The following is a 24,549-nucleotide window of genomic DNA, read 5'->3' on the forward strand; positions in this document are numbered from 1 at the left end:
TACTTTCATACAATACTATTTATCAAAGTTCATTTAAAAATTTATCAACAGCTTCATCAACTTCGGATCGAGAGACGGTTTTAACAGTCGCTTCTTTTGCTAGAGAAGTTACAATTTGTTTGCCATATCGCTTTCCGACAATTCTCCTATCCAAAATAAGAGTTAAGGAACGTTGGTGTTCACGTCTCATACTTCTTCCCAAAGCCTGTTTTAAACGAATAATAGCCATTGGCAATTGATAATCATAAAAGGCATTTTTCCCTTCTTGATTCAGTTCCTGATTGATCTTTTTCGTCAAGGGCTCTTGAGGATTTTGGAAAGGAAGTCTTGGTACAACTTGAATCACAAAAGGATGACTTGAAAAATCAACTCCCTCCCAGAAACTTGCTGCACCAAGCAGGATTTGTTGTTCACCTTTTTCAAAGCGTTTCTTTAGCTGATGAACATCACCATTTTTATACTGGGCCAAGTGACTTACAGGGAGTAAATCCGATACTGCTAGAAGCATGTCTTTAGCAGTAAAGAGAACCAAAATCGGTTGTTGGAAATCTTTAACTTCCATCAGCAATTCAGCTACCTCTTTGGCATAGACTTCTAAGGAAGTTTCTGTTACTAGAGGAAAATCTTTGACCAAGACCACTTCTTGATCCTGTTTTTTACCAGCTTCAATCTTAACAAATTTAGCTTCAGGATAACCCAAAAGGTCTGCCAAAGAAACTCTCTGACTAATCTCAAGAGTGGCCGACACTCCCAAAACTTGACATGAATTAGGTACTAAAGAAGATAGGAGAATACGTCCTGATTTCGTAGAAGAAATTTGAACTTTCTTTTGACTCGTTTCAATTGCTTCAAGCCAATAATCTCGGTCAGCTGTAAAATAGCGAACCAGCTCCTCAAAGCCTTCTACCTCGAATTCTGAAAAATACTGATGGAGATTGGTCAGAGAATCCAAGATATTTTTCCTAGATTTTCCAGACTGAAATTGTTCAATCAAGTAAAGGCACTCAAAGCGAATACTTTCTAGTATTCGTTGCTGGACCTTATTTTGCTCCTCCAGTAAAGCCTTATCAAGCAAATCGATAATAGACTGGATATCGTAGGTCTCTTGAAGCAGATTTTCTAGAGCTAACAAAATCTTTTGAACTTCATCAATAATCAATAAACGGTCACTGACAAATTCAGGATTATCTTCCAGTCTAGTTACAAGATAGGCATGATTGGTCACTAAAAGTTTGCAGGTTTGTGCCCTTTCTTGACTACGTTTCCAAAAATCTTCCGTCACAAATAAGCTTTGAGATGATAAATTCCCGTCATGACGAAGGTCTGTTAGAAAATGTTGGTAACGGTAGAGTTGCCCAATTTCATCCAAATCCCCCGTTTCTGTCTCTGTCAACCAGACCAAGAGTTGCATTTTAAAGCGTCTAAATAAGCGATTTTCATCATTTTCCTGCAAGGAACGATAAAAGGCATCCAACTTCAAATAATTGTGTGGTCCCTTTAAAGAATGAATATCTGTATGAAATACTTCCTTGAGACGTTTAGCTTCTTCTTCCATGATCTGATTTTGAAGAATCTTTGTCGGAACACTAAGAACAATCTGACGATTTTTCACTTGGGATAAAGCTGGTAAGAGATAGCCATAAGTTTTCCCAATCCCTGTCGGTGCTTGAATCAGAGATACAGACTCATCTTTTAATAGCAAGCCAACCTCTTTAGCAAAACTTTCTTGTTCCTCCCTCACTTCAAGGTTCAATAGAGAAATATTTTTAGAAAAATCTTGAGATAGTTTTCGTAGCTCCAGGGGAGCTGCAGTTTTCTTGAAATACAGTCCTTGAACTTGGACCAAGTCTGGTGAACTCAGGATAGATTGACTTCGATAAATTTCTTCAATAACCAAGTAGGACTCATATAAGAGGGCGTCAGCCATTTCCAGCAAGCGTTCCAAGAGACCTTTAGGAAGCTGAGCCATCTTTTTCCGTAGAAATAAGAGTAATTCCGCTGTAGCTTGGGCATCTGAAAGGGCTGTGTGAGCGTGTTTAAGAGGAATTCCTAATTCTCGACACAATATCGGCAAGCTATATTTTTCCAGTTCAGGGAAAAAGACCTGGGCCAATTCGACCGTATCAACACGAGGGTTTCTTAGCTCATAACCTTCAAAAAATAAGTTTTCCGCCAAGAGATTGGCATCAAACTGAACATTATGGGCTACAAAAATCCCATCCTCCACCAAGTCAAAGATTTTTCTGGCAACCTGCGAAAAATCAGGTGCTTGCGCCAGACGTTGGTCAGTCAGCCCTGTCAGTTCTTTGATATGAGCATCCAAAGGTTCGTGTGGATTGACATCTGTCGTATAGTGATCGACGATTTTCCCATCCTCAATCACGACAATTCCCACTTGGATAATTTTAGCCTTACTACCTGTGCTAGTTGCCTCTAAATCCACCACAACATAGCGATTACCAATCATTTTCATTATAAAAAATTATACCAAAAAAAGGGCCATTTGGCACCTGCAAACATGGGATAATTTTCAAACTCAAGAAGGTTACTTGTGTTAAAAATCCCAGCAAACAGAGCATCCTAGCCTACTTATTTTTTGAAAATATTGGAGAATAAGAAAAATTGAGAGAAGAAATGTTTGCGTCTTCCTTCTCTCAACGAATCATTTGCTTTATTTAACCATATCAGGATCGTAATCATAAAATCCTGTATCAAGGAAACGGTTTTTAGGGTGTAACTTGCGTACTTCCTCATCCAGCAAGAAGGCTTGGTCATGGCTAAAGTTGCCCTCTTGGATCAAGCTACGCGCTTGGATAAAGAGTTTTGCAATCTCAACAAAGTTCTGACCAGGTGTATAGAGACCTTCTAGTTTCCAGTGAGTGAAACCATGCTCTACCAATTCTATCAATTTTGTCATCAAATCAAGGTCATTGTTGGCAAAGATGTGGGTACCATGATTGTCTTCAAAAATGGAATAGTGGCTCTCTGGGTCACTCGGCTCAGCCAAGAAGAGATCACGCTTGCGCGTCTTTTCATCATCGATATGCGTAAAGTTATAATAGTTTTGCAAGAGTGGACGTTTAGAATGATGGATGACACTAGCACCGTAAACCAAAACTTCAGCAGGAATTTCCAAAATCTCTGGCATTTTAAAGAGTTCAGCAGATGGAATTTCACGCGCCAAAACAGCCTCAGATGCGCCAGCCTTTTGTCCCCAGAAGTTAATCTGACGACTGCTTGTCACCATAGTTGAAGCATCGTAGATAGTCTTAAAGGAGTAACCATCGCGGTTGACTACGTAAAAGACACCTGCATCCCCAATCGTAATGTAGTCTATCTTGATTTCTTCCAAAAAGTCTAAGAAAGGCTTGATACGGTCCATCATATCTTGGTGCATGAGGGCGTTAACCGCAACAATCAATTCCTTACCAGCATCATGAACCAGCTTAGCGATTTCACGCAATTGATCATGACTAAAGGTTGTTGGCAGACGAAGGCCAAAATCTTTCTCACCGACATAGATACGGTCTACGCCAGCTTCGAGCAGTTGTTCAACTTGTTCAATACTTTCAGCAGTTGCTGTAATGATAATCTTTTCCATAAGAAAAATTATACCACATTTCTGGAAAATCAGCTATTCTTTGAAAATGAAAAGGGACTTTATTCTTTTTGTAACCTTTCTGTAATAATTCTCTGCTGAAAAAATGATAAAATAGGTATGTACTGTTAAGGAGAGAATAATGCCCGTAAGAAAATTACAATCCTATGAGGTAGACTATCAAGAAGAATTAAACCAACAACTTCCTCATTATCAAGCTTATACACCTGAAGCACAAACTGATAGCAATCTCAAAGAAATTTTATTTTTTGTCAATATCGCTGTTTTTTGTATCTGCATTGCCATCTTTAGTTTTATCTTTTTATCATTAAAATTAACAACTGTGCTCGCCTTACCTGCAGCAATAGTATCCAGCTTACTTGTTTTAAAAATCCAACGCTCTATTATCAAACGAAAACTTAAAAAATAAACATATCGCCCCATCCGGAGCGATATGTTTATTTTTTCTTTTTCGATGGTGTGTGGATAGCAATCTTCACTTCAAAGATTGTTCCCTTGGGTTTATTATCTTTAACAGTAATGGTTCCTTTTAGGGCATCTACAATTTGCTTGGCCAGAGATAATCCTAAACCAAAACCACCTTTTTGACGGGTTCTAGCCTTGTCGACTCGATAAAAACGATCAAAAATTTTCTTCTTATCTTCTGTCGAAATACCGACTCCATTATCGGAAACTAGCAAATACAGATTACGATCGGTCGCCGAGATAAGAAAATCAATCTCACCATCCTCTTCAGTATACTTGACAGCATTATCGAAGAGAATCGTCATCAACTGCTTCAAGAGCAGTTGATCCGTCACAATCGTGCGATGGATCCGATTTTCAAAACGGAAGACACGATCATTTTCCGAAGCAATCATCTCATAGTTTGTGAAAGTTGTATTAAAAAAGCTAGTTGGAACTTCTGCAAGTTCTGGCTTAATCCCATCATCTCTACGAGCTAAGTTCAGCAAGTTTGTCGTCAAAAAACGCATATTTCGGACTTCTTCCAAGCTCGATGCAATGCTTTCACTCACATCCATAATGGTAGCTTCTGGCTTACGAAAAAGGGTCTCTAAGCGATTTTGCAAAACTGCGAGTGGAGTTCGTAACTCATGACTGGCATTTTCCACAAAGGACTGTTGCTTCTGCATGCTCTCAAGCAGGGGCCTAACACTAACCCTAGCTAGATAGAGACTGGCAAGCAAAGACAAAATCCAGAAACTTGCCATCACAATCACAATCAATTTCTCATGCTTTTGACTGGCCTGCTCTAACTGACTGGTATTTATCAAGACAGCAGCATACTTGATATTGGTTGAAACCGAACTAATATTGGTTTCCATCAAAATCATACGATAGATTTCTTCCTGCCCATAGCTATTAAAAACCTGAATCTGATAGATATGGCCTAGTTCTTTCTTTTCTAACTTAATCTTATCCAAGCCCAAAAATCGATTTCCAGAAAGAAGTTGAGTAAAGTTCTTATCAAAGAGAATGACTTCCGTATTGGAACTGACATTGGGTTTTATCTCAGTCTTGCTAGTATCTGTAGCGGCATTTTCTAAATCTTTAATCTCTTCTGTTGCCCTATTTACTGCCAGCTGAATAACTGCTTGAGGATTTTCACTCAGTCCGTGGAGCTTATCATCCACCGAAGTATAAAGACTCGAATGCATGACTTGTAAAATAATCAGAGTCATGGTAGAGAAAATCAGAGTGAAGACACCAAAGTTGCGGATAAAATAACTAAAGTCATCCGCATACCATGTTTTTTTTAGTTTACTGAACATCTTTTAAAATATACCCAACACTACGCAAGGTTTGCAAATTCTCTGCAAAAGTGGTTCCTTTTAATTTCTTACGGACTTTTGAAACATAAACTTCGACAACTGAAATCGTTGTGTCACTATCAAATCCCCATAGACGATCAAAAATCTGCGTCTTAGGCAAAATAACATTTTGATTTTGAAGGAAATAAACCAGTAAATCGAACTCTTTCCCCAGCAATTCGACAGTAGTATCTTCAACCTTAACGGTATTTGTTGATAAATTGATGAGAATATCTCCATAAGATAGCGTATTTTCATTAAACTTGCCTGAACGTTTGAGAAGGGCTTGAATCCGCATTTTGAGTTCTTCTAAATAGAAAGGTTTAGTCAGATAATCATCCGCTCCCAGTTCAAATCCATGTCCCTTGTCATCCAAACTTTCCTTGGCAGTCATAATCAGAACTGGTGTCGTAATTCCCTTTTCACGCAATTCTTTCAAGACTTGGAAGCCATTTTTTTCAGGCAGCATCAAATCAAGCAAAATCAAGTCATAGACACCACTTTCAGCTTCGTAGAGACCTTCTTCCCCATCAAATACCTGCATGACATCCGCAAAATCGTCTAAAAAGTCAAATACTGAATTTGACAGGCCTAGGTCATCCTCAACCAATAAGATTTTTATCATGAGAAACTCCTCCTTATTAAAACCATTATACCAAATTTGCCTTAAAAAAACTCAACTCCCTCTCACTTTAAGAGAGAAAGTTGAGTTTTTATTATTTTACGAATGTTTAAGCTTTCTCATATTGAAGAACGACTGCTTCCACTGCAGCTTTTTCACGGTTAATCAAGTCAACACGCGCTGCAATTTCCTTGATTCCCATACCGATGTTACGGCTAAGAGCAAGGTCAGAAAGTTGTGGCTCAAAGAATTCCTTGTACTCTGCCAAGCGTTGCTGAGTCTTAAATACGTGTGCAGGAAGGATAACAAAGCTATCAAAGCTCATATCTCCACCAAGAGCTGCCTTAATCCAAGCCCAGTTTTCACGCGCCCAAGACCAAGCTGTTTCCTGAGTTGCTTTGTGAGCTAGGAATTGGTAATACCAAGCAGACAAGTCTTGTGGTTTGACCACAAATTTGTCCTTCCAAGCAGCAATCAAGGTTTGGATATTGTCCGCATCTGTACTGTAGGCAAGAGCTGCTGCCAACTGACGTTTAAAGACAGCATCTGTTGCGTGAGTATAAGTATCAAGATAAAGTGCTAACAAGTCTTTAGTCTCATGATGTTTCATCTCATTGATCAGAACTTGTGAGCGAATTGCTGCTGGAAGTCCTGCAAGATTCTCCTTGTGAGCCGCGAAGATTTGGCTAGCGACTTGACTCGCTTCTGCATCATTTGAGCGAATCATCATAGAAATGGCTAACTGACGAACCAATTCATCCTCATCTGATTCTCCATCTTTAGCTTCAAAACCAAGACGGTCATAGTTGTGACGAGCCAATTTAGCAACCAAGGCTTTGAAGGCTCTTTCAGCTTCTGTTCCTTCATCGATAAAGCGCTCAAGAGCAGAAATTACTTCAGAAACAGCTGAAACGACAAGGTAAGATTCTTCCTTAGCAAGTTTATCAAGAACTGGGAGCAAGTCAGCATAAGAAATGTGCCCTGCCTCAGCAAGCAAACGACGTTCTTGGACGATTTGAAGTTTACTTGTGTTATCAAGATTAACTAGGTCAGCAAGAACTGCATCCAACAAGTCTCCTTGATAGTCGGTAATGTAGTGGGCTGTATTTTCAGTGTTGAGACGAAGTGCTGTTTTGTTTTCAGCAAGAAGAGCTGCGTAGCCAGGGATTTCGATACTTTCTGTTTCAAGTGTATCAGGCAAGCCTTTCCAGTTACTATTCAGCGGCACAACCCAGAGACGGTTCTTGTCTTCGTGCTCACCGATGAAGAATTGTTTTTGTGAAATCTTCAAAACATCATTTTCAACTTCAACAGTGAGAACTGGATAACCAGGCTGTTCTAACCAAGAATCCATAAAGGCTGCGACATCACGTCCTGACGCTTGACCAAGGGCATCCCAAAGGTCACGACCAATTGTATTGCTGTACTGATGTTTTTCAAAGTAGGCATGCAAACCTTTGGCAAAATCAGCATCTCCTAGCCAACGGCGAAGCATGTGCATGAGACGGCTTCCTTTGGCATAGACGATAGCGCCATCAAAGAGCGTATTGATTTCATCTGGGTGTTTGACTTCGACGTGAACAGACTGAACACCATCAGTTGCGTCACGTTCAAGAGCGTGAGGCACTCCACCTGTTTGGAAATCTTCAAAGATATTCCAGCTTGGTTCAATAGCATCCACACAGACGTACTCCATCATGTTAGCAAAGCTTTCATTGAGCCAAAGGTCATCCCACCATTTCATAGTCACGAGGTTCCCAAACCATTGGTGAGCCAATTCATGGGCTACAACAAGGGCAACTTGTTGACGGCTGGCAAATGTAGAGTTCTCATCGACAACCAAGTAAACTTCACGGTAGGTCACAAGACCCCAGTTTTCCATAGCTCCAGCTGAAAAGTCGGGAAGGGCGATGTGGAGAGATTGAGGGATTGGATACTTGACTCCGTAGTAATCCTCGTAAAACTCGATAGAGCGAACAGCGATATCCAGTGAGAAATCAAGGTTAGATAGTGGGTGGGCTTTGGTTGAGTAGACACCTACGAGGGTACCGTTTTTAGTTTTAGCCGTCACACCTTGCAAATCACCCGCAACAAAGGCTAACAAGTAAGAAGACATGCGAGGTGTTGTCTCAAACTTCCAGATACCTGTTTCCTTACGGTTTTCAACATCGATTTCTGGCATGTTTGACAAGGCCAATTCACCTTCTGCTTGGTCAAAACGTAGAGAGAGGTCAAAAGTTGCTTTGGCTTCAGGCTCATCCACACATGGGAAGGCTTCGCGCGCAAAATGGCTCTCAAACTGAGTAGACAAGACCTCCTTCTTGACTCCATCAACTGTATAGTAAGAAGGGTAGATCCCTGTCATGTTATCTGTAATTTTTCCTGAGAAAGCGATAACCACTTCAACTTGACCTGCTTCCGCAAGTTCAAAATGAAGGGCTTCATTTTCATGGTCAACTGTAAATGGACGAGCTTGACCTGCAACTTCTATAGAAGCGATTTCCAAGTCTTTTTGATGAAGGGAAATACGGTCACTATGTGCTTGACCATTGATGGTCACCTTACCAGAAAACGTCTTGGTCTCACGACTCAAGTCTAAAAATAAATCATAATGTTCAGGAACAAATTGCTTAATAAAATGTTCAACTGCTTGCATAGTTTTCTCCTATTCTAAGTTTAAGAGCTGCTGCTCTTCTTCAAACAAACTTATTATATCATGTTTTGTCTAAGAAAAAAGGATTGGACAGCGATTTCCAAAACTTTCTTCCGTCTAACAGTCTACAGAGGGTAGACCTTGCGAAATTCTTCTAAAACAACCTTGCTGTCAGGTGTAAAAATCTGTCCTGCCTCCCTCATCCACTCGGTGAAAAAGTCCTCATGAACCTGACGCCAATAGGCTAAAGATTTGTCACCTTCCCCTTCCTTAAAGGCATGGTCAGCAGAAACTTGATTGAAGGATTCAACAGAAACCTTTGTAATTTCGACAATGCAGACAGCCTGATTTTGACTATCTAAAATGATGTCAAAGGTGCCTTCTTGCGGAAGGGGTTCATCTTCTAGTGCATAGAGGTCGTAGGCTGAAGCTGTTGCAGTCTTTTCGCCTCTTAAAACCAAATCTGCTAAAAGGTCTGGTTCCACTCCAAAAGCCCAAGCATCTATCTCATCTCCAATTGAGGGATTGATTTGCTTGTAGGCATTCCACATTTCTTGCGGTGTCATGGGTTGCTCCTTTGTAATTTATACTCACTTCTTTTACACGTTTGAGGTGGTCTGGATAGTCAATCTCTAAATCAAAAATCTCTGGAATAGAACTGTAGTGGATAATGCACTTGATACCCATCAGATTCATTTTTTGTATGAAGGAAGCATTCAGATAACCTGCCACAGCAAAGTCAATCTTTTTCGTCCTTGCTTTATCCTGCATCTGTCTCAGCATATCTAACATTATTGGACTTTCCATATCATGCCATTGACTGTTTCTCACAGTCGCAAAAACAAAAGAAGTCAAATCATTCATTCCAACTATAATCTTTGAAATACTAGTTTCCAGTATCCTGTCCAAGTCAAAATAAGCTGACGGTAATTCAATCATTGTGGCGACTTTTCCAGTAAAACCATGCTGACGTAATACTGTGATAGCTTGCTTTAACTGCTCAGCATCATTGACAAAAGGAAAAATAACAGACAGATTAGGATTGGTTTGATAAACTTCTGTAACGACATTTGCCTCAGCCTGAAATTCATCTGGACACACCAGTAAACGCCTGGTCCCTCTATAACCAAACAAAGGATGCCCTTCGTCAAAATGCTCTTTAGTTCCCTCTAAACAATTGGCTTCTATATTCGTTAATTCAGAAAAACGATACCAGATCTCCTCATCTGAGTACAAGGAACAGATAGTCTCTAGATAATCTTTTACAAATTGCTGACAACTTGGTAGTAGTATGTTTTGGTTGAGTTCTCTCAACAAGTATTCCCCACGAATCATGCCAACATGATGAAATAGTTGTGGGTAAACTTTTTCATCAAGTTTTTCGCCACTAAGAGCCAGTTGGTTTTTCATAGCTATTCACCTCGTCTTAAAAGATACAATATCATATATAATTATGTGAAATTTCCCTCTAGTTCAAAAGCTTCATAAGGTTCAGCTAACTCATATCCTAAAAATTCTGCTACTTTTTTGGAAGCCTCGTTATGAGCATCCCAAAGTGGAAACATATCTCTATTTAAACTCTCTAGAATCATTGCAGCACCAAGCTTTTTAGCAAATCCATTTCCTTGTTCGTTTGGTCTAGTTGCAACTTCCACTTCAACCGCTTCACAGTAAACTAACCCTGAGGAAATCCCAGCAATCAGTTCATTATTTTTAAGAATCACAAAGCCAAATCCACCTTTTAAAACAAAATCCTGATAGGACTCAAAATCCCCCTGTAAATCCTGTGACCATTCTTCCTCAGAAAAGCAGTTATAAATATGATTATCAATAGGCACAATATTGTAACCTTCCTCTAAATGAGTAACTAGATTATTTAAAAATTCAACCTGAAAATTTGCCTTATCTTTAAAAGAATAGCGAGTAAAAGAATTTAACCCCACTTTCCGATGCAGAAAATCTTGCCAATTGGTATTTTCTGAAATAATAATCTTATAATCTAAACCATATTTCCTAACAAAATCTTCCCAAAATCTGGAATCCAACTCCCCTGCTAGGTATAGAAAATTCCCAACATCATAAAAGCTTGTTGTCCTATCACTGTTTCGGTAGACAGTTCCGATTTGAGATTTAAGACCATAGAGAACCATATTTTTCTTCCATGTTTTAAATAGTTCCATTATCCCCCCTACTTCACCTTCCAATTCATATACAAGGTCTTGTCCAATTCTGGAAATCCTAATAATTCAGACTTAACCTTCAAGACTAATGGCGATGCATTTTCTTCTGTGATCTCTTGAATATCCATCCAACTCCACCTACTTCAAAGACCAGCCACCATCAATAGTCAGAATTTGTCCTTGCATGGCCCTTGCTTTTTCACTTGCTAAGAAAAGACTAAGCTCTGCTACTTCCTCTGGCTCGATCCAGCGCTTGATTGGTGTTTCACTAGCAACCCAGTCAGCCAATCCACCTGGCTCAAAATCCGCAGCGGTCATACCCGTCTTGACTGCTCCTGGAGCAATCCCAAAGACCTGAATCCCAGCTTCTGCATAGTCTAAAGCTAGCTGCTTGGTGAAGCCAGCCAAAGCATGCTTAGATGAAGTATAGGCGTGTCCACCGCCACCTGCTAGGCTCGAAGCAATGGAGCACATATTGATAATGATTCCTTTTTTATTCTCCAACATTTGTGTCAAATAATGCCGAGTCAACTCAACAGGAGTCACATAATTGATTTCAAAAATCTCTTGAATTTCCTGTGCTGTCTGTTCCAAAAGCGGTTTGTAAGCATCCAAAACTCCAGCAGTATTGCACAAAACATCAACCTGAGGACACCAGTCAAAAATAGGCTCCAAGTCCAAGGTCAAATCTCTCTGTAAAAAATGGAAATCACCCTGTAGGAATGGATTTTCACCTTGGTCCACTCCATAAACTTGATAGCCCTTCTCTAAAAAAAGTCGAGCCTGCGCCAATCCAATGCCTGAACTCACACCTGTAACGAGTACACGTTTAGTCATGCACTTCTACCCAATCCGTCGCCAAAACATCACAAGGTGTCGGGCTCCACATTGAAAATCCTTCTCCTTCGCCAGAAACGTTAATCAAAAAATAAGGAGTTACCTCTAAAGCCACACCATTTTGCTCGATGGTATCAAAGAGTTGGACATAGTTTTCAGCACCTCCCCAACCAGTACGTACATATTTTTTCTTAGCCTTTAACCCAGGTAGAATTTCTTCAAATGTCATGTTTATCTCCTTTAATATCAATAATTCTTCCCTTCATTATAACAAAAAAACCGCTTTAAAACGGCTTTTTGACTGTGATTTATTTACATCTGCTTCTACTTACGGCAAATTATTTCCTGCAGCAAGATAAATTTCATACCATTCTTTTCTTGTTAAATTAAAGTTTGTCGCTTGGCTAGCTTCTATCAAATGCTTAGGATTTGTTGTACCTACGACTGCCTGCATTTTGGCTGGGTAGCGTAATATCCAAGAAATGGCAATAGTTGAAGAAGTTACTCCATATTTAATAGCTAAACGCTCAAGTACTTGATTTAAAGCTTGAAATTTCTCATTGCCAACAAAATTCCCTCTAAAATACCCGAATTGTAAGACAGACCATGCTTGAATGACCACATCGTGTAATTTGCAATATTCAAAAATGCTGCCATCTCGCATAGCTGCTTGACTATCTTCCATATTAACATGAAAACCTGATTCGAATCCTGGAGTAAAAGCCGCACTCAATTGTAGCTGATTAACAGCTAACGGCTGCTTGACATCTTTTTTAAGCAACTCCATCATCATGGGATTTTGATTAGAAACTCCAAAATTTCGAACCTTACCTTGTTTATAAAGGAGATCAAAGGCTTCTGCTACTTGGTCAGATTCCATCAAAGCATCTGGTCGATGAAGAAGCAAGCTGTCCAGATGATCAATCTTCAATCTTTGCAAAATACCGTCTACTGATTTTATAATATAGTCCTTAGAAAAATCAAAATAGGTAAATTCTTCTATGCGAATGCCACATTTGGACTGAATCCACATCTTTTCTCTTAAATCTGGACGATTTTTTAGGACAAGACCTAACAGTTCTTCACAACGACCACGACCATATATATCAGCCAAGTCGAAAGCATTGATTCCAACAGAAAGTGCTGTTTCTACAAGCTCTTCAACTTCTTTTACAGACTTATCTTTTATTCTCATCATTCCGAGAACAATTTCTGATAATTCTTTGTCATCTTGACCAAGAGTTATGTATCTCATCAAATTTTTCTCCTTTAATTTCTAACATTCTTCCCTTCATTATAACAAAAAACCGCTTTGCAACGGCTTTTTGACTATATTTCACTCCATTTTATCTTCTTAAACCCACGGAACAAGAGAAAAATGCCAATAAAAAGAACAGCTAAAGGAATGAATTTTGTAAGGAAAACATTTGAAATGCCCATCCACGCATAATAACGGAGCAGAGACCCTACCACAAGATGGGCAACAATCATACTGACAAAGGGACGAAAAATCGCTTCTTTCCAATTCCAAATACTGATGACTAGGGAAATCGTAAAGACAGATAAACTATCCCAGGGAGCAGGAAGATAAAAGGCTCCTTCTTGTATGAAACTTGCCATTCCTACATATCCTAGAACGACTAACAGAACAAGAATTCCAACGACAATATAAGTGCCAATTTTCATTTTAGGAGAATCTTGGACTAGCCCCCAACGTAAGATTGTGGCCACAAGTCCAAATCCAATCAGAAAAAGAAGAAGTTGCCCTAAAAATGTGAGCAAATTGACTGTTAAGAGAGGACCTTTAGAAAAATCACCCAGTAGATGATAGTAACGTAATATCGCTAGGACAAAAATTGGTGTCAAAAGGGACTCCTTGATAGAACTGCGTGGTGCTTCCTTGAGAATCTCTTTCATTATTTTTTTAGGATTCTTACCTAAATAATCCTCTGCACTCATGCCATCTCGTTCTGCTTCTGAGAAATCTAACATCATCAAATAAATCTGCTCTCTGAGATAGTCTTCATCATAGAGAAATCCAGCAAGATTAAAACTATCCCACAGCTCCTCAAAATACTTTTGATTCTCCTCAGAAAACTCATGCAGCAAAGCGCTTGTTTCTTCGTAATACTTCATTTTCTTCATGGTTTACCCCCCATTCTTAATCCCTTCAACTTTTTGACTTAAATCGTCCCATTGTTGCCAAAAGACCGAGACACGCTCTTCTCCTTCTTTAGTTAACGAAAAATACTTCCGATCTGGACCATCTGGCGACGGGCGCATGTCGCCTCTTATCCATTGATTTTTTTCTAACTTTTGCAACAAAGGATAAATAGTTCCTGGAACGATAGTATCAAATCCAGCCTCTCGCAAAGTCTGAACCAACTCATAACCATATCGCTCTTTTTGACCAATCATATCCAAGACACAACCTTCAAGAACACCTTTTAATAGCTGAGTTTCCTTCATCCCTTCCTCCTTCTAATCTATTTTGTAATACCTACTAGTAGCTCCACCTATAGTATACTACTTCTACACTAGTTTGTAAAGCATAATAGTTAATACTCTTCGAAAATCTCTTCAAACAACGTCAGCGTCGCCTTACTGTAGATATGGTTACTGACTTCGTCAGTTCTATCTACAACCTCAAAACAGTGTTTTGAGCTGACTTCGTCAGTTTCATCTACAACCTCAAAGCAGTGTTTTGAGCTGACTTCGTCAGTTCTATCCACAACCTCAAAACAGTGTTTTGAGCTGACTTCGTCAGTTTCATCTACAACCTCAAAGCAGTGCTTTGAGCAACCTGCGGCTAGTTTCCTAGTTTGCTCTTTGATTTTCATTGAGTGTAAATAAAAAAACAGAACTAGCATGAACTAGTCCTGTCCATTGTTACCCAATCACACTTCCGTTTGGTACAGCTGGATCAACTGTAAGAAGGGTTAATTGTCCATCATGTTCAGCTGATAGGATCATCCCTTGGCTGACATATTTTTTCATCATTTTACGTGGTTTGAGGTTGGCAACAATTTGAACTTTCTTGCCGACCAATTCTTGTTCATTTGGATAGTATTTTGCAATTCCTGAGAGGATTTGACGGTCTTCACCATCACCAGCATCCAAGCGGAATTGAAGCAACTTATCTGAACCTTCTACTTTAGACACTTCTTTGACTTCTGCGACACGGATTTCAACCTTGTCAAAGTCTTCAAACTTGATTTCTTCCTTGTTTAGTTTGAGTTCAACTTCGTCTGGGTTCCACTCTGTTTCGACTGCTGGTTTGTTGCCTTCCATTTGTTCCTTGATATAGGCGATTTCTTCTTCCATATCCAGGCGTGGGAAGATTGGTGTTCCTTTAGCAACTACAGTCACACCTGCAGGGAAATCAACCAAGCTCAAGTTCTCAAGGCTAGCAACTTCTGATAAACCAAGTTGAGTCAAAACTGCACGACTGGTTTCCATCATAAACGGCTCAATCAAGTGAGCGACGACACGAAGGCTAGCTGCCAAGTGGCTCATGACACTTGCCAATTGGTTACGAAGAGCTTCATCCTTGGCCAAGACCCATGGAGCTGTCTCGTCGATGTATTTATTAGTACGAGAGATGAGGGTCCAGACTGCTTCAAGGGCACGTGGGTAGTCAACTGCTTCCATGTATGTATGGTAGTCAGCAATTGATTGTTCTGCAACATCAGCAAGAGCATTGTCAAATTCAGTCACCCCTTCTACATAGGCAGGAATTTGTCCATCAAAGTACTTGTTAATCATAGAAACCGTACGATTGAGGAGGTTTCCAAGGTCATTGGCCAATTCATAGTTGATACGGCCTACATAGTCTTCAGGAGTGAAGGTTCCGTCTGAACCAACTGGAAGGCTACGCATGAGGTAGTAACGAAGTGGATCTAGTCCAAAACGCTCTATCAACATTTCAGGATAGACAACATTCCCTTTAGACTTAGACATCTTACCGTCTTTCATGACAAACCAACCATGACCAATCAAACGTTCTGGCAATTTGATATCCAACATCATAAGAAGGATTGGCCAGTAGATAGAGTGAAAACGAAGGATGTCTTTTCCAACCATGTGGAAGACTGTTCCGTTCCAGAACTTGTCAAAGTTAGCGTGTTCGTCTTGATCGTAGCCAAGAGCTGTCACATAGTTGAGCAGAGCATCAAACCAAACATAGACAACGTGTTTAGGATTTGATGGTACTGGAACACCCCAGGTAAAGGTTGTACGAGAAACTGCCAAATCCTCTAAACCTGGCTCGATGAAGTTGCGAAGCATTTCATTCAGACGACCATCTGGAGTGATAAATTCAGGATGGGACTTGAAAAATTCAACCAAACGATCTTGGTATTTGCTGAGGCGAAGGAAGTATGATTCTTCAGAAACCCATTCCACTTCGTGACCTGATGGAGCGATTCCACCAGTTACATTTCCAGCTTCATCACGGAAAACTTCCGCAAGCTGGCTTTCTGTAAAGAATTCCTCATCTGAAACTGAATACCAACCAGAGTATTCACCCAAATAGATATCATCTTGAGCCAGCAAGCGCTCAAAGACCTGTGCGACAACTTTTTCATGGTAGTCATCCGTTGTACGGATGAATTTATCGTATGAGATATCGAGTAATTGCCAGAGTTCTTTGACTCCAACTGCCATTCCATCAACATAGGCTTGTGGTGTAATGCCAGCCTCTTCTGCTTTTTGTTGAATCTTTTGACCATGCTCATCAAGACCTGTCAAATAAAAGACATCGTAGCCCATCAGACGTTTGTAACGTGCTAGGACATCACAGGCGATTGTTGTGTAGGCAGAACCGATATGAAGTTTACCAGATGGATAGTAAATCGGTGTTGTAATATAAAAATTCTTTTCAGACATAATTTTTCCTTTCCAGGCAAATGAAACCTGTTTTTCTAACACTTCATTATATCACATTTTTAAGGATTTTCGATAGGGAAATCTATATAAAAACAAGATAGACGAGTGTCCATCTTGTTTATTCTATTCATAACGAAGAGCTTCAATTGGATCAAGTTTCGATGCCTTGTTGGCTGGCAAGACTCCAAAAACGATACCTACGCTAGCCGAAACTGCAAGACTAAATAGGGCAACTGGGATCGATACTCCCACTTCTATACCCGCAATCAAGCCTTGCAATAGCAAACCTGCTAAGGCAGTTAAACCACTTGCAATTGTCAATCCAATCAAGCCACCTAACAAGGTCAAAATCATGGATTCAATCAAAAACTGGATTAAAATATTAGCACGTGTTGCACCCAAAGCCTTACGGAGACCAATTTCACGGGTACGCTCTGTCACCGAAACCAGCATGATATTCATAACACCAGTTCCTCCAACAAAGAGAGAAATACCTGCAATGGCACTAATAATCGTCGTCATAAAACTAAACGTTTGTTGAACTTCTGCAAATGCAGCTGACTCATCTGCCACTTGATATTCTCCCTGTTGCAAGCCAGCAAGCTCTGTCATTTTTCGTGCTAATTCTGGACCCAGAGTTTGAGTCAAGCTTGTGTCATTCACTCGAAAGACAATATTAGCTATTTCATCTACATTAAAATTCGCAGCAAGGGAAGTATTTGTGGTAATGGGCAAGCCACCAAAACCATATATTTTTGAACGTTTAGCCTCTGGACTAGTATAAACCCCAATAACCCGGTAACTAAATCCATTGACTTCTACAATCTTGTTAATAGCCTCTTGAGGAGAGCCAAATAAACTAATGGATAATTCTTCATCAAGCAAAATGACACTTGCAAATTCTTTGAAATCTTGTTCTCTCAGACTACGTCCCGCAAGAATTTCATTATTAACAGCCTCCATATAAGTTCTGTTTCCACCTGTCAAATTAGCATTTTCAACCTTTTTATCTTTATAAGTCAAAATGGCGTTCGTTGAGTTGGTTACATAGTAGTTATCCACTCCCTTGAGTTTGGCTGCCTCCTTGACCCAAGATTCTTGCGGTTTTGGTGGTTCAACATGAACTTCCTCTTCTTTTCCAGAAACCGTAAAAGCTGATTGTTTCTGAGTAAAAGACCCATCTTTACTTTTTTTAGAAGAGAAAAAGACACTAATATTCTTCTGAGATTTGGTCATATCTTTGTTGAGTTGACGAGATAGGGAGTCACCTAGAGCCATAATCACAACAACTGATGAAACACCGATAATAATCCCAATCATGGTAAGCAAAGAACGCATCTTGTGAGCCATAATAGATGAAAAGGCAAATTTCAGATTCTGCATCTTAGTTTTCCTCCTTTTCTAACTGAGCACTATCAGATGAAATAACTCCATCGCGAATGACAATCTGACGTTTGGCATAAGCAGCTATTTCAGGCTCATGCGTTACCATGATAATGGTTTTTCCTTCTTTGTTCAAGTCAACCAATAGCTGCATGATTTGATTACCTGTTTTGGTATCCAAGGCTCCTGTCGGTTCGTCTGCTAGAATAATAGAAGGATTGTTTACCAAGGCACGCGCAATAGCTACACGTTGCTTTTGACCACCAGATAATTCTGAAGGTAAATGGTGACTACGCTCAGTCAATTCAACCTTATCCAGATATTCCTCAGCTAACTTGCGCCGTTTTGAAGCCGAAACTCCTGCGTAAATCAAGGGCAATTCTACATTTTGCAGAGCATTGAGTTTAGATAGAAGAAAGAACTGTTGAAAGACAAATCCGATTTGTTTGTTGCGAACCTTAGCTAGTTGTTTTTCACCCAATCCAGCCACTTCTTGACCTTCAAGATAATACTCTCCACTACTTGGTGTATCCAACATACCAATCGTATTCATGAGAGTAGACTTACCTGAACCAGATGGTCCCATGATGGCAACAAATTCACCCTCATTCACTTCTAGGTTGATATTTTTGAGAACCTGCAGTTCTTGGTCACCGTTACGGTAACTTCTGCAGATATTTTTTAGACTAATTAGTTGCTTCATCAGCCTTCACCTCTTTTCCTTCTTCCAAGGAAGATGTTGGATTACTGATGACCTTGACTCCATTTGTCAGACCTGAAGTGATTTCTTGGTTGTCTGCATCAGCATTGCCCAAACCAACTTCCACTTTCTTGGCCTTTTTCTGCTCGTCAAGTACCCAGACATAGTTCTTATCATTTTCAGTCACAACACTTGTTAGAGGAACCAAAATGGCTTTACTCTTATTCTTGACCTCAACACTTACTGAGAATCCTTGTTTCAAATCACCGATTTCACTTGTAACATCGATGGTATATGGATATTTAGAACCAGAATTACCACCTGCTGCGGCAGCTGGACTAGCTGCTTCACCATTGTTTTTAGGATAGTCAGAAATATAGCTTAATTTCCCAGTCCATTTTTTATCAGGATACACTTTAGAAGTAAAGCTTACTTCTTGACCTACAGATAGGTTGGCGAGGTTATATTCAGATAGTTCTCCCTTAACTTGCAAGTTTTCATTACTTACGACATGAACGACTACTTGGCTAGCTCCTGTTGGAGATTTAGAAACATTGTGGTTGACTTCGACCACAGTTCCCTCTAGGGTACTGAGAACCGTCATTGCATCTAACTGACTTTGAGCCTTACTTAATTGTGCTGCTGCATCTGCACGAGCATCACGGGCATCACCCAACTGAGCGTCAATAGAAGCAACAGAATTTCCAGCCACTGGAGTTGGGCTTTGCACCGTTGCATCTTCTCCTCCTGCTGGCGCAGAGGCTTGAGGAGCCGGAGCTGAAGCGGCTTCATTTCGTGCTTGATTGAGTTCATTGATATGACGATCTGCCTTAGCTACTGCCCGACTCGCTGAATCATAGGCCGCCTGGGCTTCTGAACTACTGTACTTGACTAAAGCCTGCCCTTCACTGACTTTATCACCCACAGAAACAAGGATTTCATCTAAATCTCCCTTACTAGCATCAAAATAAACATATTGTTCATTTTTTGCTGTTACTGTCCCTGACAATAAAACAGAGGATGCCACGCTTCCTTCCTTGGCAACAACAAGATGAGTAGCCTCATCTTTTACAGCAGTCTGAGATGGTTGTCTAAAGAGCAAAATCCCCCCAGCACCTAATACAACTACACTCGCAGCACCAATTGCTGCATACAATTGCCACTTTTTAGCTTTACCATTCTTTTTCATAATGAAACTCCTTTTTGATTTAAAGTTCTTAACAATATTATACAAAAATTATCAATTTGAAACAATAACATTTCAGAACGAAATAATGACATTTCAGGATTTAATTATTGTTCGGAATTCATTTTACAATCATTGTACTAGTTATATCATACACTTTATTTTTCTTTTTTGCAAGCCTTTTCTTGAATTTTTTTGTACGTAGCAGATTTTTGCAATCAAATCAAAAAAAAGATAGAATATGACTATCAAAAAATGACACTCGACTATTTAAAAGAGTACAAAGGAGTTTTCAATGAGAGAATACGATATCATCGCTATCGGTGGAGGTAGCGGAGGAATTGCTACCATGAACCGTGCTGGTGAACACGGAGCTAAAGCAGCCGTTATTGAGGAAAAGAAATTAGGTGGAACCTGTGTTAACGTCGGTTGTGTTCCGAAAAAAATCATGTGGTACGGGGCGCAAATCGCTGAGACTTTCCATCAATTTGGAGAAGACTACGGCTTTAAGACTACTAATCTTAACTTTGACTTTGCAACCCTACGTCGCAATCGTGAAGCCTACATTGATCGCGCTCGTTCTTCTTATGATGGCAGTTTTAAACGTAACGGTGTAGACTTGATTGAAGGCCATGCTGAATTTGTAGATTCTCATACTGTCAGCGTAAATGGTGAACTGATTCGTGCTAAACATATCGTGATTGCTACAGGTGCCCATCCAAGTATTCCAAATATTCCTGGTGCTGAGCTAGGTGGCTCTTCTGATGATGTATTTGCCTGGGAAGAACTTCCAGAGTCAGTTGCCATTCTAGGCGCTGGTTATATCGCTGTGGAATTGGCTGGCGTACTCCACACTTTTGGTGTCAAGACAGACCTCTTTGTTCGCCGTGATCGCCCTTTACGTGGTTTTGACTCTTACATCGTTGAAGGTTTGGTCAAGGAAATGGAAAGAACCAACTTACCACTTCATACTCACAAAGTCCCTGCCAAGTTAGAAAAAACTGCTGAAGGCATTACTATTCATTTCGAAGATGGTACCAGTCACACAGCTAGCCAAGTTATCTGGGCTACTGGTCGCCGTCCAAACGTTAAGGGATTGCAACTTGAAAAAGCTGGAGTAACCCTGAACGAACGTGGCTTTATCCAAGTGGATGAATACCAAAATACTGTTGTTGAAGGAATCTACGCTCTAGGTGATGTAACAGGTGAAAAAGAACTGACTCCAGTTGCTATCAAGGCTGGGCGTACCCTATCTGAACGTCTCTTTAACGGAAAAACAACTGCTAAAATGGACTACTCAACTATTCCAACCGTTGTCTTTTCACACCCTGCTATCGGAACGGTTGGATTGACCGAAGAGCAAGCTATTAAAGAATACGGTCAAGACCAAATCAAGGTTTACAAATCAAGCTTTGCATCTATGTACTCTGCCGTTACTAGCAATAGACAAGAATCCCGTTTCAAATTGATCACAGCTGGTTCAGAAGAAAAAGTTGTCGGACTTCATGGAATTGGCTATGGTGTTGATGAAATGATTCAAGGCTTTGCTGTTGCTATCAAAATGGGAGCAACCAAGGCTGACTTTGATGCAACTGTGGCAATTCACCCAACTGCATCTGAAGAATTTGTAACCATGCGTTAATCGAAATAAAAGAAGCTGATACAACTGTGTCTGCTTCTTTTTTGATGTTTTCGAATCAACAAAACAATTATCCAACTTCTCTTGTGAATCAAATCGGCCGTTACAGTTTTTGTTATCTTGTTTTTAAAAATTGGTTGACAATGATTACTCTACGAGTATAATAGTTACTATACATTATAAAAGAGGTTAACTATTTTGAAAAAAGCTCACGTTTATGCCATCCCAGCTATTGGGGCTGCTCTCATTGCTGTTTTGGCACAAATCAGTCTTCCAATTGGACCCGTCCCCTTCACTCTGCAAAACTTTGCAATCGGCTTGATTGCTACTGTCTTTAGACCCAGAGAGGCTGTACTTTCTGTTGGACTTTATCTTCTTCTAGGTGCCATCGGTCTTCCTGTTTTTGCAGGAGGTGGAGCAGGATTGCAGGCGTTGGTTGGTCCTACTGCGGGTTATCTTTGGTTTTATCTTGTATACTCTGGACTTACTTCCTCCCTAACTAGCAGCGATAGTGGTGTTGTCAAGATTTTTCTTGCAAACCTCTTGGGTGATGCCCTTGTCTTTGTCGGCGGGATTCTCAGCTTGCATTTTCTAGCTGGAATGGCATTTGAAAAAGCTCTTGTTGTGGGGGTCATTCCCTTTATCATTCCAGACCTTGGTAAACTTCTGGCTATTAGTTTTATTAGCCGTCCACTACTTCAACGCCTTAAAAATCAGGCTTACTTTGCTAACTAAAAAAGGATATCGAGTTGTCATGACTCAATATCCTTTTCTTTCATTTTGAAAACTTAGTTGCCTTTAAAAGCATCCACCATTGTTTGAAATTCTTCATTGGAGAGAGTAATCCCCTTGCCCATTTTAGTATGATCTGGACTCCAAGCACGAATATCAAACTTTGCAGGGGCACCATTAAAGCTCACACGGTTGATTTCCTTGGTCCAACCTTTTTCGTTTTCAGAAAGAGTCAACAAGTGCTCTTCAATTTCAAATGTAAATTCTGCCATTTTCTTCTCCTTTTTTAGCTTTCATTTGATTATTCGTAAAATCTTGTAGATTTTACGAAAATTTTATATAATATTGATATAAAAGAAGGGAGGCCACTATGAGACATAAATTCCAGCAAGTTTTAGATAAAATACATGACTTTTTAAATGGACATGACCAACCTGACCATACTGAAAGCAACTCCCTTACAGCCACTATTGAAGAGGCTATCCAGAAACAAACTGCTGTTCACCTTATCTTGTCTGAGACAAGCTTTACAGGTGATATCATCAAATACGATCAGCAACGCCAGCAAATTATCGTGAAAAATTTTGCCAAAAATGTGACCCGTATTATCCGCATAAGCGATATTCAACGCCTGCGATTTGTGCCTTCAACCATCCAAACAGCCCAAAAAAATAGATTTAAGAAAGAGTGAGATGTAGTTGCTTCATCCCACTCTTTTTTCTTAGCGAATTTGTTCAAAATGTAAATGAACTGCGATATGATCTCCATAACCACTTCTTTCCAAGTCACGTTGTAAACGATAGGAAATGTAGTGTTCTGCGATGGTAATGTAACCTGCTCCCAGTAAACGATGTTCAACCATAGACTGAATCATGCTAATGGTAGCACGTTCCACCTTGGCTTCTTCCAAATCCAAAACCACTTTCTTAGTGACTTGTGCAAGGTTTTGACGCAAATCATCTGTCAATACATAGACAGTCTGAGCTGCCTTTAAGATAGCTTGGTAAATCTTATCTGGATTAAATTCAGCAATTTCTCCATCACGTTTGATTACTTGCATAGGTTTCTCCTTTATTCTTTGTTTTCTTTGATTTCTGCCAGCATTTTTTCTTCTTCTGCTGTCAGTTGATAATGTTCAAGCAAATCCGGTCTGCGTTTATAGGTTTTCTTTAGACTCTCATACAGGCGCCACTGACGAATCTTTTCATGGTGCCCGCTCATCAGAATATCCGGTACAACCATGCCTCGATAATCATAGGGACGTGTGTATTGAGGATATTCGAGAAGGCCAGAAGAAAAACTATCATCTTGGTGGCTAGACTCCTTACCAATCACTTCTGGAATCAGGCGTACCGTAGCATCAATCATAGTCATGGCCGCCAATTCCCCACCAGTCAAGACATAGTCGCCCAGGGAAATCTCATCTGTCACCAAGGTCTTAATACGCTCATCATAACCCTCATAGTGCCCACAGATAAAGATTAGCTCTTCCTCTTGAGCCAAATCCTCAGCATAAGCTTGATCAAACTGCTTTCCAGCAGGATCGAGGAGAATGACGCGCGGATTTTTCTTTTCAATAGCATCAAAGGCATCGAAAATGGGTTGAGCTCGGAGCAACATCCCCTGACCGCCTCCGTAGGGCTCATCGTCGACATGGCGAGCCTTTTCAGCATATTCTCGAAAATTATGATACTGGATATCCAAGAGCCCTTTTTCACGTGCCTTTCCAACGATGGAGTGTTCTAGCGGAGAAAACATCTCTGGAAAAAGGGTTAAAATATCAATCTTCATCGTCTAACCCTTCTAAGATTTCCACATCGACTCGGTTATTTGGAATATCAACATTGAGAACCACGGGTGGGATATAAGGCAATAACAAATCACGCTTGCCTTTTCGCTTGACCACCCAGACATCGTTGGCACCTGGTTGCAGGATTTCTTTGATGGTTCCAATCAAGTTATCACCCTCATAGACTTCCAAACCGATAATCTCGTGATAATAAAATTCACCGTCGTCTAAATCATTCAAATCTTCCTCAGCAACCTTGAGACTGTACCCCTTATACTTTTCGATAGCGTTGATATGGTACATATCTTTGAATTTAATAATGTCAAAGTTCTTCTGTTTACGGTGGCTAGCAATGGTCACTGTTTGAACAAACTGATCTTTTTCATCAAACAAGGCCAGCTCAGCCCCTTTTTTAAACCGTTCTTCTGCAAAATCTGTCACAGACAAGACTCGCATCTCACCCTGCAACCCTTGCGTATTGACGATTTTCCCAACATTAAAGTAGTTCATC

General features: G+C 40.1%; 26 protein-coding genes. 4 read left to right on the top strand and 22 right to left on the bottom strand.

The features are described 5' to 3' along the window. Positions 1–22: 22 nt before the first annotated feature. The gene (locus HMPREF9957_RS07670) at positions 23–2,473 is read right to left on the bottom strand and encodes a bifunctional DnaQ family exonuclease/ATP-dependent helicase (protein WP_025170704.1); all 2,451 of its coding nucleotides are present in this window, start codon (positions 2,471–2,473) and stop codon (positions 23–25) included. A gap of 198 nt (positions 2,474–2,671) precedes the next feature. Then, positions 2,672–3,601, bottom strand: coding sequence for a peptidase U32 family protein (locus HMPREF9957_RS07675; RefSeq protein WP_000411168.1), 930 nt, complete (start codon positions 3,599–3,601; stop codon positions 2,672–2,674). Between the two features lie 139 nt (positions 3,602–3,740). On the opposite strand from HMPREF9957_RS07675, the gene HMPREF9957_RS07680 reads away from it, so the two are divergent. Then, on the top strand, positions 3,741–4,028 hold the full coding sequence (locus HMPREF9957_RS07680) for a DUF3270 domain-containing protein (protein ID WP_001145227.1): 288 nt from the start codon (positions 3,741–3,743) through the stop codon (positions 4,026–4,028). 28 nt (positions 4,029–4,056) lie between these two features. Here HMPREF9957_RS07680 and ciaH read toward each other — a convergent pair whose 3' ends face one another. The 16 genes from ciaH to HMPREF9957_RS07755 form a co-directional block, all read right to left on the bottom strand. Continuing rightward, on the bottom strand, positions 4,057–5,391 hold the full coding sequence (gene ciaH, locus HMPREF9957_RS07685) for a two-component system sensor histidine kinase CiaH (RefSeq protein WP_000491798.1): 1,335 nt from the start codon (positions 5,389–5,391) through the stop codon (positions 4,057–4,059). Beyond that, positions 5,381–6,055: a two-component system response regulator CiaR gene (gene ciaR, locus HMPREF9957_RS07690; protein WP_000590628.1), complete on the bottom strand. Its 675-nt coding sequence runs from the start codon at positions 6,053–6,055 to the stop codon at positions 5,381–5,383. The genes ciaH and ciaR overlap by 11 nt, the downstream gene beginning before the upstream one ends. A 106-nt stretch (positions 6,056–6,161) precedes the next feature. Continuing rightward, positions 6,162–8,708 (bottom strand): M1 family metallopeptidase, encoded by a 2,547-nt coding sequence (locus HMPREF9957_RS07695; protein ID WP_001149090.1) that lies wholly within the window; start codon positions 8,706–8,708, stop codon positions 6,162–6,164. Between the two features lie 122 nt (positions 8,709–8,830). Beyond that, positions 8,831–9,271: an ASCH domain-containing protein gene (locus HMPREF9957_RS07700; RefSeq protein WP_025170705.1), complete on the bottom strand. Its 441-nt coding sequence runs from the start codon at positions 9,269–9,271 to the stop codon at positions 8,831–8,833. Continuing rightward, complete coding sequence (locus tag HMPREF9957_RS07705; protein ID WP_000795802.1) at positions 9,213–10,115, bottom strand: putative PEP-binding protein; 903 nt, start codon at positions 10,113–10,115, stop codon at positions 9,213–9,215. Before HMPREF9957_RS07705 ends, HMPREF9957_RS07700 begins: the two co-directional genes overlap by 59 nt. A 41-nt stretch (positions 10,116–10,156) precedes the next feature. Then, the gene (locus tag HMPREF9957_RS07710) at positions 10,157–10,885 is read right to left on the bottom strand and encodes a GNAT family N-acetyltransferase (RefSeq protein WP_000418698.1); all 729 of its coding nucleotides are present in this window, start codon (positions 10,883–10,885) and stop codon (positions 10,157–10,159) included. Positions 10,886–11,023: 138 nt separating this feature from the next. Continuing rightward, a complete protein-coding gene (locus HMPREF9957_RS07715) occupies positions 11,024–11,722 on the bottom strand; it encodes a 3-oxoacyl-ACP reductase (protein WP_000167124.1) in 699 nt (232 codons plus the stop codon). After that, positions 11,715–11,951: a DUF2829 domain-containing protein gene (locus tag HMPREF9957_RS07720; protein WP_000141913.1), complete on the bottom strand. Its 237-nt coding sequence runs from the start codon at positions 11,949–11,951 to the stop codon at positions 11,715–11,717. Before HMPREF9957_RS07720 ends, HMPREF9957_RS07715 begins: the two co-directional genes overlap by 8 nt. Positions 11,952–12,050: 99 nt before the next feature. After that, on the bottom strand, positions 12,051–12,977 hold the full coding sequence (locus HMPREF9957_RS07725) for an aldo/keto reductase (RefSeq protein ID WP_001269467.1): 927 nt from the start codon (positions 12,975–12,977) through the stop codon (positions 12,051–12,053). 74 nt (positions 12,978–13,051) lie between these two features. Next, the gene (locus HMPREF9957_RS07730; protein ID WP_000738386.1) at positions 13,052–13,867 is read right to left on the bottom strand and encodes a hypothetical protein; all 816 of its coding nucleotides are present in this window, start codon (positions 13,865–13,867) and stop codon (positions 13,052–13,054) included. 3 nt (positions 13,868–13,870) lie between these two features. Next, entirely contained in the window at positions 13,871–14,191 is a 321-nt protein-coding gene (locus HMPREF9957_RS07735) for a PadR family transcriptional regulator (RefSeq protein ID WP_000665422.1), read from the bottom strand. An 89-nt stretch (positions 14,192–14,280) separates the two neighbouring features. Continuing rightward, complete coding sequence (locus tag HMPREF9957_RS13585; protein WP_000960634.1) at positions 14,281–14,592, bottom strand: hypothetical protein; 312 nt, start codon at positions 14,590–14,592, stop codon at positions 14,281–14,283. Between the two features lie 19 nt (positions 14,593–14,611). Continuing rightward, positions 14,612–16,609 (bottom strand): methionine--tRNA ligase, encoded by a 1,998-nt coding sequence (metG, locus tag HMPREF9957_RS07740; RefSeq protein ID WP_001291393.1) that lies wholly within the window; start codon positions 16,607–16,609, stop codon positions 14,612–14,614. 123 nt (positions 16,610–16,732) lie between these two features. Beyond that, positions 16,733–17,992 carry an ABC transporter permease gene (locus HMPREF9957_RS07745; protein ID WP_001180414.1) on the bottom strand — a complete coding sequence of 420 codons (1,260 nt, stop codon included), beginning with the start codon at positions 17,990–17,992 and terminating at the stop codon, positions 16,733–16,735. A 1-nt stretch (position 17,993) separates the two neighbouring features. Next, complete coding sequence (locus HMPREF9957_RS07750; RefSeq protein ID WP_000811468.1) at positions 17,994–18,695, bottom strand: ABC transporter ATP-binding protein; 702 nt, start codon at positions 18,693–18,695, stop codon at positions 17,994–17,996. After that, positions 18,679–19,884, bottom strand: a complete 1,206-nt coding sequence (locus HMPREF9957_RS07755) for an efflux RND transporter periplasmic adaptor subunit (protein ID WP_025170707.1) — start codon at positions 19,882–19,884, stop codon at positions 18,679–18,681. Before HMPREF9957_RS07755 ends, HMPREF9957_RS07750 begins: the two co-directional genes overlap by 17 nt. Positions 19,885–20,173: 289 nt before the next feature. On the opposite strand from HMPREF9957_RS07755, the gene gor reads away from it, so the two are divergent. Both gor and HMPREF9957_RS07765 read left to right on the top strand, forming a co-directional pair. Next, positions 20,174–21,520, top strand: coding sequence for a glutathione-disulfide reductase (gene gor / locus HMPREF9957_RS07760; RefSeq protein ID WP_001209600.1), 1,347 nt, complete (start codon positions 20,174–20,176; stop codon positions 21,518–21,520). 195 nt (positions 21,521–21,715) lie between these two features. Further along, positions 21,716–22,252 (top strand): biotin transporter BioY, encoded by a 537-nt coding sequence (locus HMPREF9957_RS07765; protein ID WP_000709043.1) that lies wholly within the window; start codon positions 21,716–21,718, stop codon positions 22,250–22,252. A gap of 53 nt (positions 22,253–22,305) precedes the next feature. Here the strand turns inward: HMPREF9957_RS07765 and HMPREF9957_RS07770 are convergent, their stop codons facing one another. Then, on the bottom strand, positions 22,306–22,521 hold the full coding sequence (locus HMPREF9957_RS07770; RefSeq protein WP_000807422.1) for a YdbC family protein: 216 nt from the start codon (positions 22,519–22,521) through the stop codon (positions 22,306–22,308). 98 nt (positions 22,522–22,619) lie between these two features. Here HMPREF9957_RS07770 and HMPREF9957_RS07775 point away from each other — a divergent pair, with 98 nt between their 5' ends. Beyond that, positions 22,620–22,940, top strand: coding sequence for a hypothetical protein (locus HMPREF9957_RS07775; RefSeq protein WP_001216095.1), 321 nt, complete (start codon positions 22,620–22,622; stop codon positions 22,938–22,940). A gap of 30 nt (positions 22,941–22,970) precedes the next feature. Here HMPREF9957_RS07775 and HMPREF9957_RS07780 read toward each other — a convergent pair whose 3' ends face one another. The 3 genes from HMPREF9957_RS07780 to rimM are packed head-to-tail and all read right to left on the bottom strand — an operon-like array spanning position 22,971 to position 24,548. Next, positions 22,971–23,309, bottom strand: coding sequence for an ATP cone domain-containing protein (locus HMPREF9957_RS07780; RefSeq protein ID WP_001196040.1), 339 nt, complete (start codon positions 23,307–23,309; stop codon positions 22,971–22,973). A gap of 11 nt (positions 23,310–23,320) precedes the next feature. After that, positions 23,321–24,040, bottom strand: a complete 720-nt coding sequence (gene trmD / locus HMPREF9957_RS07785) for a tRNA (guanosine(37)-N1)-methyltransferase TrmD (RefSeq protein WP_000686932.1) — start codon at positions 24,038–24,040, stop codon at positions 23,321–23,323. Further along, complete coding sequence (gene rimM / locus HMPREF9957_RS07790; RefSeq protein ID WP_001105892.1) at positions 24,030–24,548, bottom strand: ribosome maturation factor RimM; 519 nt, start codon at positions 24,546–24,548, stop codon at positions 24,030–24,032. Before rimM ends, trmD begins: the two co-directional genes overlap by 11 nt. Position 24,549 lies beyond the last annotated feature (1 nt).

The organism is Streptococcus mitis SK1080 (genome assembly GCF_000220085.1).
Lineage (GTDB): Bacteria > Bacillota > Bacilli > Lactobacillales > Streptococcaceae > Streptococcus > Streptococcus mitis_K.

Excerpts from the sequence above, each read along its gene's own strand:
- HMPREF9957_RS07670 (WP_025170704.1), bottom strand. The coding sequence starts at position 2,473 with ATGAAAATGATTGGTAATCGCTATGTTGTGGTGGATTTAGAGGCAACT.
- HMPREF9957_RS07675 (WP_000411168.1), bottom strand. The coding sequence starts at position 3,601 with ATGGAAAAGATTATCATTACAGCAACTGCTGAAAGTATTGAACAAGTT.
- HMPREF9957_RS07680 (WP_001145227.1), top strand. The coding sequence starts at position 3,741 with ATGCCCGTAAGAAAATTACAATCCTATGAGGTAGACTATCAAGAAGAA.
- ciaH (WP_000491798.1), bottom strand. The coding sequence starts at position 5,391 with ATGTTCAGTAAACTAAAAAAAACATGGTATGCGGATGACTTTAGTTAT.
- ciaR (WP_000590628.1), bottom strand. The coding sequence starts at position 6,055 with ATGATAAAAATCTTATTGGTTGAGGATGACCTAGGCCTGTCAAATTCA.
- HMPREF9957_RS07695 (WP_001149090.1), bottom strand. The coding sequence starts at position 8,708 with ATGCAAGCAGTTGAACATTTTATTAAGCAATTTGTTCCTGAACATTAT.
- HMPREF9957_RS07700 (WP_025170705.1), bottom strand. The coding sequence starts at position 9,271 with ATGACACCGCAAGAAATGTGGAATGCCTACAAGCAAATCAATCCCTCA.
- HMPREF9957_RS07705 (WP_000795802.1), bottom strand. The coding sequence starts at position 10,115 with ATGAAAAACCAACTGGCTCTTAGTGGCGAAAAACTTGATGAAAAAGTT.
- HMPREF9957_RS07710 (WP_000418698.1), bottom strand. The coding sequence starts at position 10,885 with ATGGAACTATTTAAAACATGGAAGAAAAATATGGTTCTCTATGGTCTT.
- HMPREF9957_RS07715 (WP_000167124.1), bottom strand. The coding sequence starts at position 11,722 with ATGACTAAACGTGTACTCGTTACAGGTGTGAGTTCAGGCATTGGATTG.
- HMPREF9957_RS07720 (WP_000141913.1), bottom strand. The coding sequence starts at position 11,951 with ATGACATTTGAAGAAATTCTACCTGGGTTAAAGGCTAAGAAAAAATAT.
- HMPREF9957_RS07725 (WP_001269467.1), bottom strand. The coding sequence starts at position 12,977 with ATGAGATACATAACTCTTGGTCAAGATGACAAAGAATTATCAGAAATT.
- HMPREF9957_RS07730 (WP_000738386.1), bottom strand. The coding sequence starts at position 13,867 with ATGAAGAAAATGAAGTATTACGAAGAAACAAGCGCTTTGCTGCATGAG.
- HMPREF9957_RS07735 (WP_000665422.1), bottom strand. The coding sequence starts at position 14,191 with ATGAAGGAAACTCAGCTATTAAAAGGTGTTCTTGAAGGTTGTGTCTTG.
- HMPREF9957_RS13585 (WP_000960634.1), bottom strand. The coding sequence starts at position 14,592 with ATGCTAGTTCTGTTTTTTTATTTACACTCAATGAAAATCAAAGAGCAA.
- metG (WP_001291393.1), bottom strand. The coding sequence starts at position 16,609 with ATGTCTGAAAAGAATTTTTATATTACAACACCGATTTACTATCCATCT.
- HMPREF9957_RS07745 (WP_001180414.1), bottom strand. The coding sequence starts at position 17,992 with ATGCAGAATCTGAAATTTGCCTTTTCATCTATTATGGCTCACAAGATG.
- HMPREF9957_RS07750 (WP_000811468.1), bottom strand. The coding sequence starts at position 18,695 with ATGAAGCAACTAATTAGTCTAAAAAATATCTGCAGAAGTTACCGTAAC.
- gor (WP_001209600.1), top strand. The coding sequence starts at position 20,174 with ATGAGAGAATACGATATCATCGCTATCGGTGGAGGTAGCGGAGGAATT.
- HMPREF9957_RS07770 (WP_000807422.1), bottom strand. The coding sequence starts at position 22,521 with ATGGCAGAATTTACATTTGAAATTGAAGAGCACTTGTTGACTCTTTCT.
- HMPREF9957_RS07775 (WP_001216095.1), top strand. The coding sequence starts at position 22,620 with ATGAGACATAAATTCCAGCAAGTTTTAGATAAAATACATGACTTTTTA.
- HMPREF9957_RS07780 (WP_001196040.1), bottom strand. The coding sequence starts at position 23,309 with ATGCAAGTAATCAAACGTGATGGAGAAATTGCTGAATTTAATCCAGAT.
- trmD (WP_000686932.1), bottom strand. The coding sequence starts at position 24,040 with ATGAAGATTGATATTTTAACCCTTTTTCCAGAGATGTTTTCTCCGCTA.
- rimM (WP_001105892.1), bottom strand. The coding sequence starts at position 24,548 with ATGAACTACTTTAATGTTGGGAAAATCGTCAATACGCAAGGGTTGCAG.